This window comes from Clostridium sp. AF32-7AC, assembly GCF_003477925.1.
Taxonomy (GTDB): domain Bacteria; phylum Bacillota; class Clostridia; order Lachnospirales; family Lachnospiraceae; genus Otoolea; species Otoolea fessa.
Map to the genome: position 1 here is coordinate 113016 of NZ_QUEG01000003.1, position 14519 is coordinate 127534.

10 protein-coding genes are annotated in these 14519 nt (G+C 50.2%); 1 reads left to right on the top strand and 9 read right to left on the bottom strand.

Annotation, left to right across the window (positions count from 1 at the left end; translation table 11 throughout):
- Nucleotides 1-7: 7 nt before the first annotated feature.
- The 9 genes from aspS to DWZ45_RS06260 all read right to left on the bottom strand — a co-directional run bounded on the left by aspS (nt 8) and on the right by DWZ45_RS06260 (nt 13328).
- Nucleotides 8-1816 (bottom strand): aspartate--tRNA ligase, encoded by a 1809-nt coding sequence (gene aspS, locus DWZ45_RS06220; protein ID WP_107000508.1) that lies wholly within the window; start codon nt 1814-1816, stop codon nt 8-10.
- A gap of 53 nt (nt 1817-1869) precedes the next feature.
- Nucleotides 1870-3132 (bottom strand): histidine--tRNA ligase, encoded by a 1263-nt coding sequence (gene hisS / locus DWZ45_RS06225; protein ID WP_107000509.1) that lies wholly within the window; start codon nt 3130-3132, stop codon nt 1870-1872.
- 148 nt (nt 3133-3280) lie between these two features.
- The gene (hemZ, locus tag DWZ45_RS06230) at nt 3281-4732 is read right to left on the bottom strand and encodes a coproporphyrinogen dehydrogenase HemZ (protein ID WP_118468152.1); all 1452 of its coding nucleotides are present in this window, start codon (nt 4730-4732) and stop codon (nt 3281-3283) included.
- Nucleotides 4729-5373 carry an MBL fold metallo-hydrolase gene (locus DWZ45_RS06235; protein WP_022359324.1) on the bottom strand — a complete coding sequence of 215 codons (645 nt, stop codon included), beginning with the start codon at nt 5371-5373 and terminating at the stop codon, nt 4729-4731. Before DWZ45_RS06235 ends, hemZ begins: the two co-directional genes overlap by 4 nt.
- Nucleotides 5374-5441: 68 nt before the next feature.
- Complete coding sequence (locus tag DWZ45_RS06240) at nt 5442-7727, bottom strand: bifunctional (p)ppGpp synthetase/guanosine-3',5'-bis(diphosphate) 3'-pyrophosphohydrolase (RefSeq protein ID WP_022359323.1); 2286 nt, start codon at nt 7725-7727, stop codon at nt 5442-5444.
- A 277-nt stretch (nt 7728-8004) separates the two neighbouring features.
- The gene (locus DWZ45_RS06245; RefSeq protein ID WP_022359322.1) at nt 8005-8529 is read right to left on the bottom strand and encodes an adenine phosphoribosyltransferase; all 525 of its coding nucleotides are present in this window, start codon (nt 8527-8529) and stop codon (nt 8005-8007) included.
- 32 nt (nt 8530-8561) lie between these two features.
- Nucleotides 8562-11417 (bottom strand): YfhO family protein, encoded by a 2856-nt coding sequence (locus DWZ45_RS06250; RefSeq protein ID WP_118468154.1) that lies wholly within the window; start codon nt 11415-11417, stop codon nt 8562-8564.
- Nucleotides 11418-11522: 105 nt separating this feature from the next.
- Nucleotides 11523-11960 carry a GtrA family protein gene (locus DWZ45_RS06255; protein WP_118468332.1) on the bottom strand — a complete coding sequence of 146 codons (438 nt, stop codon included), beginning with the start codon at nt 11958-11960 and terminating at the stop codon, nt 11523-11525.
- 81 nt (nt 11961-12041) lie between these two features.
- A complete protein-coding gene (locus tag DWZ45_RS06260; RefSeq protein ID WP_118468156.1) occupies nt 12042-13328 on the bottom strand; it encodes an aminotransferase class I/II-fold pyridoxal phosphate-dependent enzyme in 1287 nt (428 codons plus the stop codon).
- A gap of 296 nt (nt 13329-13624) precedes the next feature.
- On the opposite strand from DWZ45_RS06260, the gene DWZ45_RS06265 reads away from it, so the two are divergent.
- Complete coding sequence (locus tag DWZ45_RS06265) at nt 13625-14518, top strand: polysaccharide deacetylase family protein (protein ID WP_243015233.1); 894 nt, start codon at nt 13625-13627, stop codon at nt 14516-14518.
- Nucleotide 14519: the final 1 nt, after the last annotated feature.

Consider the following 14519-nt stretch of genomic DNA (forward strand, 5'->3'; position numbering starts at 1 on the left):
TTATATTTTATTCTTCGGTCTTCTCCGCTTCATCGCTCTCGACCACACCAATGGAAAGATCTTCAAGCTGTTTCGGATCAACCTGAGACGGTGCTTCCATCATCAGGCAGGAAGCATCTTTTACCTTCGGGAATGCGATGACGTCGCGGATGCTGTCTGCGCCGACCATCAGCATAACCATACGGTCCATACCGTAAGCCAGACCAGCGTGCGGCGGTACTCCGTATTTGAATGCGTCTAACAGGAAGCCGAACTGCTCCTGTGCTTTCTCCTTCGTGAATCCAAGTACCTCAAACATCTTCTCCTGGATGTCTGCCTGATGGATACGGACAGAACCGCCGCCCATCTCGGTACCGTTCAGGACGATATCGTATGCTTTTGCACGTACCTTGCCCGGATCGGTATCGATCAGCGGAAGATCCTCTTCCATCGGCATGGTAAATGGATGGTGCATAGCTACGTAGCGATCCTCTTCCTCTGAATATTCAAGCAGCGGGAACTCGGTTACCCACAGGAACTTGAAATCATCCTTCTTTAAGAGGTCAAGCTGTCTAGCGATCTCCAGACGTAAGTTTCCAAGTACATCAAATACAACTTTATCCTTGTCAGCTGCGAACAGAAGCAGATCGCCCGGCTTACCGCCCATAGCAGCCACCAGTGCATCCAGCTCTTCCGGCTTCATGAACTTGGAGAAGGAGCACTTGTAGGTACCGTCCTCATGGATTGCCAGATATGCAAGACCTTTTGCACCAAAGCCTTTTGCGTACTCAACCAGCGCATCGATCTTCTTTCTCGGCATAGCGCCCTGTCCTTCTGCGTTGATACCGCGGACAGAGCCGCCATTTTCCAGTGCACTCTTAAATACAACGAACTCGCAGTCTTTTACTACATCCGATACGTTTTTCAGCTCCATGCCGAAACGCAGATCCGGCTTATCGGAACCGAAACGATCCATTGCCTCGCGCCAGGTCATACGCTGGATCGGAAGCTGCAGATCGTAATTGCAGATCTCCTTGAAGAGCTTCTTTAACAGACGCTCATTGACATCCAGAACGTCCTCAACGTCAACGAAGGAAAGCTCCATATCGATCTGGGTAAACTCAGGCTGACGATCGGCTCTTAAGTCCTCGTCACGATAGCAGCGTGCCAGCTGGAAGTAGCGGTCATATCCAGAACACATCAGAAGCTGTTTTAACAGCTGCGGAGACTGCGGCAGTGCATAGAAGCTGCCCGGATGTACACGGCTCGGTACCAGGTAGTCTCTCGCGCCCTCCGGAGTACTTTTAATCAGAGTCGGAGTCTCAATCTCAAGGAAGCCTTCCTCTGCTAAGAATGCACGGGTCAGGATAGCCACGCGGCTTCTTGTCATCAGGTTTCTCTGGATATCTGGACGTCTCAGATCCAGGTAACGGTATTTCAGGCGAAGATCCTCTTTGGTCTTGGAGTTCTCCTCGATCGGGAACGGCGGTGTCTCAGACTCTGCCAGAATGCGGAGGTAATCCGCGCGGATCTCAATCGCACCTGTCTTTAAGTTTTCATTTACTGCACCGGAACGTGCCTCTACGCGTCCGGTTACGGCGATAACGAACTCGCTTCTCAGCTTTTCTGCCTTTGCAAAGCTCTCAGCGCCGCAGTCAGCTTCCTCGAAGATCAGCTGCAGGATACCGGAACGATCCCGCAGATCCACGAAAATAATGCCGCCTTTATTTCTGCTCTTCTGAACCCAGCCCATAACGGTTACTTTCTCACCGATATTGGCAGTTCCCAGCTCGGTACAGCGATGGGAACGTTTCAGTCCTGCCATAGATTCTGCCATGATAATATTTCCTCCGTTTATTATAGTTTTATCTGAAAAATTCAAAAACTGAATCACTTCAAACTGTCTTTGTAAAATTCCACGATCTCCTCGTAGCCGTCCTTCGCCAGCTGCTCCTTCTGGAATTTCTTGTTCTTGTTCATCTGTGCGACTGCCACGCGGGTGCCGTTAGCGCGCTCTTCCTGTGCTTTCTTTAAGACGGCACGGAACTGCTCGCCGCTTAAACCTTTCTCATACAGGAATGCTTTCTTGCCGGCTGCCTCCGGTACTTTGAAACCGGAATCCATCAGGATCGTGATGATACGCTCAAAACCGATGGAGAATCCACACGCCGGTGTATCGACGCCGGTAAATTTGCCGATCAGCTTGTCGTAACGTCCGCCGCCTGCAACGGAGCCGCCGAAGCCTTCCATGGAAACCTCAAAAATCGTTCCGGTATAGTAGCCCATGCCGCGCACCAGCGTCGGGTCAAATTCAAGACCGAATTCGATGTCTGCAACCGCTTTAACAGTCTCCATGATCGTTGCCAGATTCTCCGCCTTTGCCGGATCCATCACGCCGGAGAGCTTCTCGCCCAGCGCGCGGACGCCTGCCGCATCGTTCTGAATCTCCGCCAGAAGTCCGGTGTATTTCTCAACCGCCTCTGGCGCATAACCTTCTGCAAGCAGCTCTTCGCGGACACCGTCCAGACCGATCTTATCCATCTTATCGAGAATGATAAATACCTTATCGGTCTCATTTTCCGGGAATCCGCTGTAATCTGCCATGCCCTTTAAGATCGCACGGTCATTGACGCGGACAGTGTATGCCTTGTCCGGGCAGATGCGCTTCAGCGCCTTGGTAAGCGCCAGAATCTCCTCGATCTCAGCCAGGTTTGTCGCATCACCTAAAATATCGATATCACACTGTACAAACTGACGGAAACGTCCCTTCTGCGGACGATCGGCACGCCATACGCTTCCGACCTGCAGCGCCTTGAACGGCGCTGATAAATTAGCAGAATTGTTTGCATAATAACGGCTGAGCGGCAGAGTTAAGTCATAGCGGAGACCACCGTCTACAACATCTGCCTCTGTCTGTGCTGCCTCGACGTTCAGCTTCTCGCCTCTCTTTAAAATCTTGAAGATCAGCTTCTCATTGTCGCCGCCCTGCTTGCTGGTCAGGTTCTCAATGTGCTCCACGCACGGAGTCTCGATCGCCGAGAAGCCGTATCCGCGGTAGGTATCTTTGATGATATTCAGCACATAATCCCGGATCTCCATCTCGCCCGGAAGAATGTCCTTCATGCCTGTAACTGGTTTTTTCTTTAAAGCCATGTGTCAAACTCCTTCTATGTCTTTCTGCAACCATATTTCCTGTGCAAAGGAAACTTCACTTTTCCATGCTGGAAACTGGATTTTTATGTTTCTCTGTTACAAAGTGTTTTTCTGCATCTGACACCCTGTATCTGTGAATTTTTCGTTTTTACTCTCTTCGTCCAAGCAGCTTCTCTTTCCGCCCGATCATCTCATCGATCCGGTCGATATACTGCTCAACTTCCTTGACATTCTCCGCCCTCTCAATCCGGTTTTCTGCCGGGAAATAAACCTTGGTGGTCGTTCCCGCACCGCAGGCGGCGATCGTCTGTTTTTCTTCCATAATCAATATATTATAGAGACATTCCTTGCCCGGAACCGCATAACCGACATTTTCAAAATTGCCCGCCATATTTTTCTGGCGGTAGAGATAGTACGGTTTCAGTCCCATCTCCTCGGCATACTGCGCGGTCAGGTCAATCATCTCCTGTGTATTGACAATCTTCAGATTTCCGTAGCGCTCCTTATAGATATTCAGGCGCGCCGCGCGCTTGATCGCCAGCGAATGCACCGTCACGCTGTCCGGTCTGAGTGCCTTGATCTCCTCCATTGTCTGGCGGACATCGTCGATCGTCTCCTCCGGCAGACCCACGATCAGGTCCATATTGATATTGTCAAATCCCAACTCCCGCGCCAGCAGGAATTTTTCCTTCACATCCTCCACCGTATGACGGCGTCCGATGAGGTCAAGCGTCGCCTGCTTCATCGTCTGCGGATTGATGGAAATACGGGAAATGCCGTGATTCCGGAGCACCTGCAGCTTTTCGCGCGTGATGCTGTCCGGACGTCCCGACTCAACGGTAAATTCAACTGCCTGTTCCACCGGGAATAATTCTTCCACCTTTGTCAGGATCTCATCCAGATCCTGCGGATTTAACGAGGTCGGTGTGCCGCCTCCAAAATAGATGGTCGAAAGCGGGCGATCCTTCATCTGCTCCGCCACATATTCCATTTCCTTAAAAAGCGCCTCTTTGTAGAGGTCCATCCGTTTTTCCCATTTCACAATCGGAAACGACGTAAACGAACAGTACAGGCAGGTTGTCGGACAGAACGGGATTCCCACATACAGGCTGTACCCATTCTCATAATCGATCGTGGACAGCAGGCGTCTCTCGCGCTCCGCCACGTCGATGCTCAGATCGATCTTTTCCTTGCTGGTGAAATACGTCTCGCGCATATAGGTCTCGATCTGCTCGTCCGTCCAGCCATCATACAGCTTCGTGAGCGCAATCTTCGTCGGACGGATGCCGGTAAGCGTCCCCCACGGAAGCTCTCTGCCGGTCTGGGCACTCAAAAGACGGTATAACGTCTGTTTGATCTCATTTTTCGTCTGAAAACGGTTGGAAAAATCCGGATAAATCAAAGCAAAGTGAACAGCTTCTTTCTTCACCGGCGTCACATCCAGTGAAAACGAGTTTCCGTCCCGGACTCCCCGTACAATCAGCTCCGTCTCCCCGGCTTCCTCTTCCTTGTGCGTAAATGTCTCGCCCGGATAAAATGCCATCAGGAGCTCACGGATATCCTGTTCAAAGGACGCGTCATTTAACAAAATCGCTATCATGCTTCGCGCCCCCTGTATCCCGCCAGCGGATTGTACTGTTTTTCGTCGGCGATCGTCGTATATCCCATGTGTCCCGGATATACATTCGTATCATCCGGCAGGTTCAGAAGGATATCTGCCACCGAATGAATCATCTGACGTCCGCTTCCAGTCGGGAAATCGATGCGTCCGTAAGAACCTTCAAATAAGGTATCTCCCGAAAACAGCACCTTCTCTGATTTTACATAATAACAACAGGAACCTTCTGTATGTCCCGGTGTATGAAGCATCTGGAACGTGTAGCCCGCTGCCTCGAACGTCTCTCCATCCTTCAAAAGCATATCCGCTTTCAGATGCAGACCGCCGCCCTGAAACTGGACGGACAGGTTCTTATCCGGATCCGCCAAGACCGCCTGCTCCTGCTCACAGGCATAGACCGGCACGCCCAGATCCCGTCTCAGCTCTTCCATCGCCGTCACATGGTCAAAATGTCCATGAGTCAGCAGAATCGCCTTTGCCTTCGCTCCGGTCTGCGCCAGTGCATCCTCAATCCGCGCCGCCTCATCGCCCGGATCGACAATCACAGCTTCTTTCGTCTCCGGATGCACCGCAATATAACAGTTCGTCTGGACCATTCCCACGATCAGCCGTTTTATCTCCATCTTTTCCTCCTAATAATATGTGAAACTTTCACAGGGTGTAAGTACCTGTGAAATATAGAGAGAACCGCTTATCCGGCAGTTCTCTCTATATCTAATACTCCTTCAATCTGTCTGAGTTTATCAGATAATTTATTTAATTCCTCAATTCCGTGAATATCGAACGTCATGACGATCGTCGCCTTGCCCTGCTTACTTGTCCGCACATTCATCGAGGTAATGTCGATCTGGCGCTCGGTAAATACCTTGGAAATATCCACAAACATGCCGATGCGGTTGTTCGCATAGATCTTGATTTCGGTGGAGTATTTTTCCGTGCCCGTCTGTGCTTCCGGCTGCTGCCACTCGGCTTCAATCAGGCGCTCACGCTCTTCCTGCGGCAGATTCATCACATTGATGCAGTCCGTCCGGTGGATCGAGATACCGCGTCCCCTTGTGACAAATCCGACGATCTCATCGCCCGGAACCGGGCTGCAGCACTTCGAAAAACGAACCGCCAGATCGTGGATTCCCTTGACAACGATACCGCTCTTCGACTTCCCGGCTGCGATCACCGGAACCTTGTTTCCATCCGACGCCATGTTATCGAGGATCGTCGTGTCGGTTACTTCCTTCTTTAACTTCTTGTTGCGCTCATCCAGCATCTTGTTGATGACCTGTCCCTCTTTGAGGGCGCCATGTCCGATCGATGCCAGAACGGAATCCCAGTCACGGTACGCATAGCGCTTCATGACCTTTTCCATATATTCCGGTTTATTTAACTCTGAATAATTGATGTCCTTCGCCTTACAATATTTATCCAGAAGCGCACGGCCGCGCAGAATATTGTCCTCTTTCAGCTCGCTCTTGAACCACTGGTTGATCTTATTCTTCGCCTGTGTGCTCTTAACCAGTTTCAGCCAGTCGCGGCTCGGTCCCTTGGAATTCTGGGAGGTAATAATCTCGACACGGTCACCATTTTTAATGACATAATCGATGTTGACCAGTTTTCCGTTGACACGGGCACCAACCATCTTGTTGCCGACCGCACTGTGGATCGAATACGCAAAATCGATCGGGGTGGAACCGCTCGGCAGGTTCTTGACATCGCCCGTCGGGGTAAAGCAGTATACATCATCCGTAAAGAGGTCCAGATCACTCTTTAAGAGACTTAAGAACTCTTTATTATCGGACATATCCCGCTGCCATTCCAGGATCTCACGCAGCCAGGAAAGCTTTGCCTCGGCGCTGTCGATCGCCGCCTTGCTGCTGCCGCTCTCCTTATATTTCCAGTGTGCCGCGATACCATACTCAGCGGTACGGTGCATCTCATAGGTGCGGATCTGAATCTCAAACGGCTGTCCGCTGCTGCCAATCAGAGTCGTATGCAGCGACTGGTACATATTCGGTTTCGGCATGGCAATATAATCTTTAAAACGTCCCGGAATCGGTTTGTACATCTCATGGATGACACCGAGCGCCGCATAACAGTCCTTCACGCTCTCCACGATAATCCGGACCGCAAAAATATCATAGATCTGATCCAGCGTCTTGTCCTGGTTTACCATCTTTTTATAGATGCTGAAGAAATGTTTCACACGGCCGTCTACCTTGGCTTCGATGCCCGCATCGTCCATATGTTTCTTGACTTCATCCATAATCTTATGGATAAACGCCTCCCTGGTGTCCTTACGGAGCGCCAGTTTTTCGGACAATTCTTTGTAAACCTCCGGCTGGAGATATTTGAGAGACAAATCATCCAGCTCGGTCTTGATCTTGGAAATACCGAGACGATCAGCAATAGGCGCGTAGATATCCATCGTTTCACGCGCCTTTTCTTTCTGTTTTTCCGGCTTCATATATTGAAGCGTCCGCATATTGTGCAGACGGTCTGCCAGCTTAATCAGGATAACCCGGATGTCCTTCGCCATCGCTAAGAACATCTTACGCAGGTTTTCCGCCTGAATCTCTACTTTATCGATCGTCCACGAGATCTGGGTCAGCTTGGTAACGCCGTCTACTAAAAGTGCTACCTCCTCGCCAAAGATCGCCGTGATCTCCTCCTCTGTCATGACCGTATCTTCCACGACATCGTGCAGGATACCTGCCACCAGAGTCTCTTTATCCAGCTCCAGATCCGCCAGAATGATCGCCACACAGAGCGGATGAATGATATACGGTTCACCTGATTTACGCCTCTGGTCCTTGTGTGCGTCATACGCGATCTGGTACGCTTTCTCAATCATGCTGATGTCATCCGACGGATGGTACTTGCGAATGGCGGCAATCAACTCATTATACAGTACCTCCGGACTCGTAAAATCCGCCGGCGCTTCAATTTCCTGATCCAGCTTTTTTATTTTATCCAAATTTCCCATATATGCCTCCTGACCCTTCCGTAGATAACTGAAACGCCTGCCGTTCGGAATCCGGAAAGCGGTTCACGCAAATGAAATAAAATATTATATAGAATACACCTATTATACGAATATTTGACAAAAAATGCAACGGCAAACTATTTTGTTACTGTTCACGCATACATGCCCAGTAACGGAATTTGCCGTGGCTTCGCATTTAAATACGGCAAATTCCTGCTGTCGCCACGTTTTCTTACGGCACTTTCGGTTCCAAAAGTGCCTACCCGTGAACCGTTATCTATTTCCCCTCATAGGTAATTAGGGCATCCACCGCATATCCGTTCAGTTTTTCGCGTCCCTTTAAGCCTGCCAGCTCCATCACGCAGCAGATTTTTACAACCTCGCCGCCCATCTTCTCGATGAGCTTGACAATCGCCTCGGTCGTTCCGCCGGTTGCGATCAGGTCGTCAACGATAACTACCTTCTGTCCCGGTTTAATGGCATCCTCATGCATCTCCAGAACCGCGCTGCCATACTCCAGATCGTAGCTTACAGATACCGTCTTGCACGGCAGTTTGCCTTTCTTGCGGATCGGCACGAATCCCTTGTGCATCGCATATGCAACCGGCACGCCGAAAATAAACCCGCGGGACTCCGGACCAACCACGATATCATAATCCACGCCCTCTAAAGATTTCTGGATTCCGTCGATCGCAAGCTGCAGTCCGTCTGCATCCTGTAAAATCGTAGTAATATCGCGGAAAATAATACCCGGCTCCGGGAAGTCCGGAATGCTTCTTACATATTCTTCCAGCTTTTTCATGATTTTAACCTCTTTTCTATAAATTTTGTATCTCAATTTCTCAGTTTCAAATCTCCATCCGGCTCTTTTTCCACCGTTCTTCTCATTTTTGCAGAAGTTTTCCCCTGCTTCTTCTTCCTTATATACATAGAAGCCACAATCACCGCCAGCACAAACAGCGCACCTCCGCTGATCAGCAGTCCCTCATGCAGTCCCTGCGGATAATACCTGAGTTCCACCGTATGGGTTCCCGCCGTCAGTTCCACGCCGGTAAATGCCTTCCAGACCGGACGCGTGATAGCTTCTTTTCCATCCACCGTGACCGTCCAGCCCTCGTCATACGGGATCGTGAGGAACAGCGTTCCGCCCTCGCCCGCGTCGATCGTGCCCTTCATCGCCTCCTCGCCCAATGTTTCCAGTTCAAATGGATGCTGGTTGAGGCGCTCATAGAGCGCACGCAGCCCGGCTTCGTCAAAGCGGTACGCGCTCGCGTCCATGCTTCCGGCACTGTCATTGCTCTCCAGCAGAATCAATGTGCCTGCCTTCACATATCCGGTTTCCACCAGATACCCGCGTTTCAACGTATCAATGCTGCGGCTCTCCCCGCCGACATCCAGTTTAACCGAATCAATCTGACGGTTTGCGACACTTATATAATACTCCCCATCTTCCGGTGCTGTAAAGGAAAAACGATTCCCCTGCTCCTCCCCGTCCGTGAAAATCAGGCACTCCGGCACGCCCAGCACATCCGATAAATCATTCTGGACATCCGCTGGCGAAGAAAGATCGCGCTTCCAGCCCGTTTCTACTATGTCCGGCAGGATAAAGCCGAGCGGCAGCGTCCACGGATTCTCATAGAGGTACGTGTCACCTGAAAATGCATAGAGCGACAGGCGCGGATTGTCCTGCTTGCCCTCATAGAGTGCATATTTGATTGAAAATAACGAATCCACCAGCGGCGTACTTCCCACGATGCTGTATGCGTTCGTCGAACCTTCGCAGCCCATCTGTTTGAAGAAATCCGTCACCCCGGCATTTGCCACCGATGAAAACAGTGATACGGATGGAAAATGCATCCACGCGCCATCATTTTTCGTGCGCGCATTCGTTTTATCAATCCGGTAAAATTCCGTCTTTTTGAGCGGCTCTGTCACCGCTGCAACATCCTGATTGTCTGCCACATAATCAGTCCGGCTCGTCGTCGGAATGCTCGTTGCCGCCATATTGGCAAGCGCCTCCACACTTACCAGCGCCATCGCCAGAAGCGCCGCCGTGAACGCGAAATGTTCTTTATTTTGATAGAAATAAAAGACGCCCAGATACAGCAGCAGAAGCACCACTGCCACATACCAGACAACCGGCTCAAACGCATCGTCCGTCACCAGCTTTTCTGCCAGAATCACGTAGCCAATCGTGGCGGATGTCACCCCGGCAAACTGCCGTTTGGATATTTCATCCAGATATAGATACGCCCGGAAACACATCGTCAGCACCAGCGCGATATAGATAAACGACTGGCGGCACGGCAGGCTGTTCGGGTAATGGAAGCCATGCCAGATAAAATTCAGCACATTGAACGAAAAGCTGGCATAGAAAAAGAGCAGCAGCACACCGTACACAACCTTTTCCCGGATCGCAATCCGGCGGTTCAAAAAATACAACCCCATAAAAATGTAGACTGCCACGCCGCAGTAGAGGTTCGGCCAATGGTCGAGTCCCGTCTCCACCTGTACATTTCCGATGTGCCGCGCGATCATATCAAAGATCGGGAAGTAGATTTCCAGTGTGGTCGGAAAATTAAAATCGCCAGACGCCGTACTCTGCAGCGCCGCAATCTCCGGAAGAAGCACCGCAGCCGCCAGCGCACCCGCCAGAAGCGAATACACACCAAACAGGAAAAAGCTGTGCAGACAATCTTTCCATCCCGGCCGTTTCTCCAAAAACAAGAGCGCCACATAGTAAATCACCATGAAGAGACATATCATAATTGATATATAGTAGTTGGACAGGATTGAAAGTCCCAGCATCAGGCAGTAAAAAAGCCCTTTTTTTTCGCGCACCAGCCGCTCCAGGCCGTGCAGGATCAGCGGCAGCAGCACGATGCAGTCCAGCCACATGATATTCCAGCTATACGCCGCCATATAGCCGGACAGCGCATAGAATACGCCGAAATAGCACGCTCCAAACTTCTGCGAACCCGTGTGCTTTTTCAGATACCACGCCATCGAAAGACCCGCCAGACCGCTCTTGAACACGATCATGTAGGTCATAAATTCGATAATCAGGGACGACGGGCATAACAGCAGCAGCCAGTTGAACGGGCTCGCCAGATAGTACGCATAGAGCGCGGCAAAGTTTACGCCCATGCCGACATCCCAGCTGTAAAGCAGGCTCTCGCCACTTAAAAGCTTATGCCGGAATTCCGAGAAAAATGGCGCATACTGGTGGTACATATCCGTCCGCAGGAAGCTTTCCTGCCCAAAAGGGAAAATACCGCGGTATGCAAAAATCAGGATCAAAATCACCACCGGCAGGAAAAATGCCGCCAGGAGATCATCCGACGGACGGAAAACCGCAGCCAGGCGGCCCATTCCGCGGGGTGATTTCTCTGGTTCATCCCACTCATCTAATTCATCTAATTCTTCCTGCTCCCAGTCATCATCATTCAACTCTTTAATGACATCTGCTCTGGACTCTGAAAGTTTAGATTTTCTGGCATCTTCTTCCTGTCTCCAGGCCGGCATTCGTTCAGCACGTCTCATATCTGTACAAGCGGTCTCCGAATCCACGTCCGCACCTTCCCGCTCGTTCCCATACTCCTCTATTTTCCCCGTTGTTTCCGCTCCCGTAAGCTCCCTGAGTGCTTCTTCCAGTTTACTGGAACTTTCGTCTCGTTCTCTTTGCTCCATCTTCCCTCCATCCAGAATCCTGTTCAGGCGGCGTTTTCTCTACTCTTTCCGGCTTTTCCGGTCTGACTACAGCATCCATTTCCGCTGTCATTTCTCCACACAGCCCTATTTCGAGGATTCTTTCTTTTTGAAAATAAATAATTTACTGCAAATATAATTCAGCACCAGCGAGATCGCTGATACCACAATCTTACAGATCATATCCTGTTTGATTCCCATGCCGTCTACCATCACGATCATCGCCACATACGTGAACACCGATGTGAGAATACGGCAGGAGAAAAACGAAGCCATTTCCTTAAGAAGATATACAGGGTGGAAATTGTAGCTTCGGAATACCCAGATCTTGTTTGTCACATATGCAAACAGGATCGCCGCCGCCTGACAGCAGATCGTCGCCATACGGTAGTTCATGCCGTTGTGGCGAAAAACCGCATAGGAAATCCAGTCCACCAGCGTCGTCAGAACGCCGAATATCAGATACGATATCGTCTCCCTGTTTACAAACTTCCCCCAGATCAGGGATAACTTTTCCTTTATCATCACTTTTTCTCCGAAAAAAGAATTGTATGGGCAGCGGTCCTTCGACATACCCATACAATTCCTGTACTTCTTGGTTTAATATTACATTTCCTCTAACAACTTGTTGACACTGACCAGCTTGACGCAGAGTGCAAACAGCTCGGTTGCAGTGATCAGATCCTGCAGCGGCGGATAAGATGGAGCAATACGGATGTTGCGATCCTCCGGATCCTTGCCATATGGATAAGTTGCACCGGCTCCGGTCATGACAACGCCTGCTTTCTTGCACTTCGCAACGATATCCTTCGCACAGCCATTCAGTGAATCAAAGGAAATGAAGTAGCCGCCGTGCGGTTTTGTCCAGGTACCGATCTCCAGTCCGCCCAGCTCACGGTCGAGAATGTTCTCAACTGCCTCGAATTTCGGGCGCAGGATGTTGGCATGCTTTCTCATGTGCTCTACCATGCCGTGGATATCCTTGAAGAAACGCACGTGGCGGAGCTGATTCACTTTATCATGACCGATAGTCTGAATCTTTAACTGCTTCTTGATATCATCCAGGTTATTGTGGGAGGTTGCGATTGCCGCAATGCCGGAACCCGGGAACGTAATCTTGGAGGTTGAAGAGAATTTGTAAACCATATCCGGGTTGCCGGCTTTCTTACATTCTGCCAGAATCTCCAGCACATGATCCTGCTCATCATCGTATAAATGGTGGATGCCATAAGCATTGTCCCAGTAAATACGGAAGTCCGGAGCTGCCGGATGCATGCGTGCCAGACGGCGTACCGTCTGATCGGAGTAGGAATTGCCGGTCGGGTTGGAGTATTTTGGAACACACCAGATTCCCTTTACGGTCGGGTCGGTGGTCACATACTTCTCCACCAGATCCATATCCGGACCATCTGCGGTCATCGGAATGTTGATCATCTCGATACCAAAATATTCAGTAATGGAGAAATGTCTGTCATATCCCGGTACCGGGCACAGGAATTTAACCTTGTCAAGCTTGCACCACGGGGTATTTCCCATAACGCCATGAGTCATAGAACGGGAGATGGTGTCGTACATTACGTTCAGGCTGGAGTTTCCATAGATAATGATATTGTCAGCCGGAACCTCGATCATATCCGCTAACAGCTCCTTCGCCTCGCTGATACCGTCCAGGCCGCCATAATTGCGGCAGTCTGTCCCATCTTCGCAGGTCAGATCACTGTCGCTGCTCAGTACGTCCATCATTCCCATCGATAAGTCAAGCTGCTCTGCACTTGGCTTACCGCGTGACATATCCAGCGTCAGATTCTTGCCCTGAAACTCCCGGTACTGATCGCTCAGATCACGCTTAAGCTCCAGAAGTTCTTCTTTCGTCATCTCGCTATAAGGCTTCATCCTTCAACATCCTCCTTGTTTCTCTTATTTATTTCATCATAATTTCATAATCTGCTTTTCATCCAGCTCCCCTTGTTCAAGGGTTCGGAGCATCTCATCTAAGCATCGTTATAATAATAACATAGGTACAAAGGGCATGACAAGCATTAATTTGTTATGTCAGCACATAAAATTTGTTATATGGTACCGCTTGGTTTTTCCGATTCGGTGCATTTCACGGACACCAAATTATAATAAAAACATGATGTTCCCCCTTCTTTCATATATTTATGAAAATATATCTTTCAGGTCACATCATGTTCATTCATTTTCCCATGCATTTTGTTCCATCACGTTTCCGGCACATCATTTCCCCGCTGCTGGTTCCCGCCCTGTTTGCCATTTCTTTCTTCGCCGGGCAGACTGCCGCACATTTCCTGCGCCGTCCATCCGGGCACACGGTTTCAGCGCCTGTTATCGCCTGTGGCTCGCTCCCGCCTGCCTTTGATTCCGATTCGATTCCGGTTTCCGCAGATGGAAACTGGGGACTTGGATTTCCCAGTCCAGGGCAGACACCGGTCGGCAATGCCTCCGCCGACACTTTAAAAAATTTTGATGCTTTCTATGTAGGCGATACCTCCAAGCCCGTCATCTATCTGACCTTCGACGCCGGATATGAAAACGGCTGCACACCTGCCATTCTGGAAGCACTGAAAAAACACCATGTCCCGGCAACCTTTTTCGTCGTCGGCAACTATCTCGAAACCAGTCCTGAACTGGTAAAACAGATGATCGCAGAGGGTCACACCGTCGCCAACCACACGTATCACCATCCCGATATGTCCCGCATTTCCGACAAAGCAGCATTTGAAAAGGAGCTGACTGCCCTGGAAACACTCTACCAGTCCGTCACCGGGCAGACAATGAAAAAATATTACCGTCCGCCACAGGGCAAATACAGTGAATCGAACCTGCAGATGGCAAAGGAGCTCGGCTACAAGACCTTTTTCTGGAGTCTCGCCTATGTGGACTGGATGCAGGATCAGCAGCCATCCAAAGAAGAAGCATTTTCCAAGCTTCTGACGCGCATCCACCCCGGCGCGATCGTCCTTCTGCACAGCACTTCGCAGACCAACGCTCAGATTCTCGATGAACTTCTGGCAAAATGGGAGGAAATGGGGTATCAGTTCGGGCAATTAGATGAATTATAAA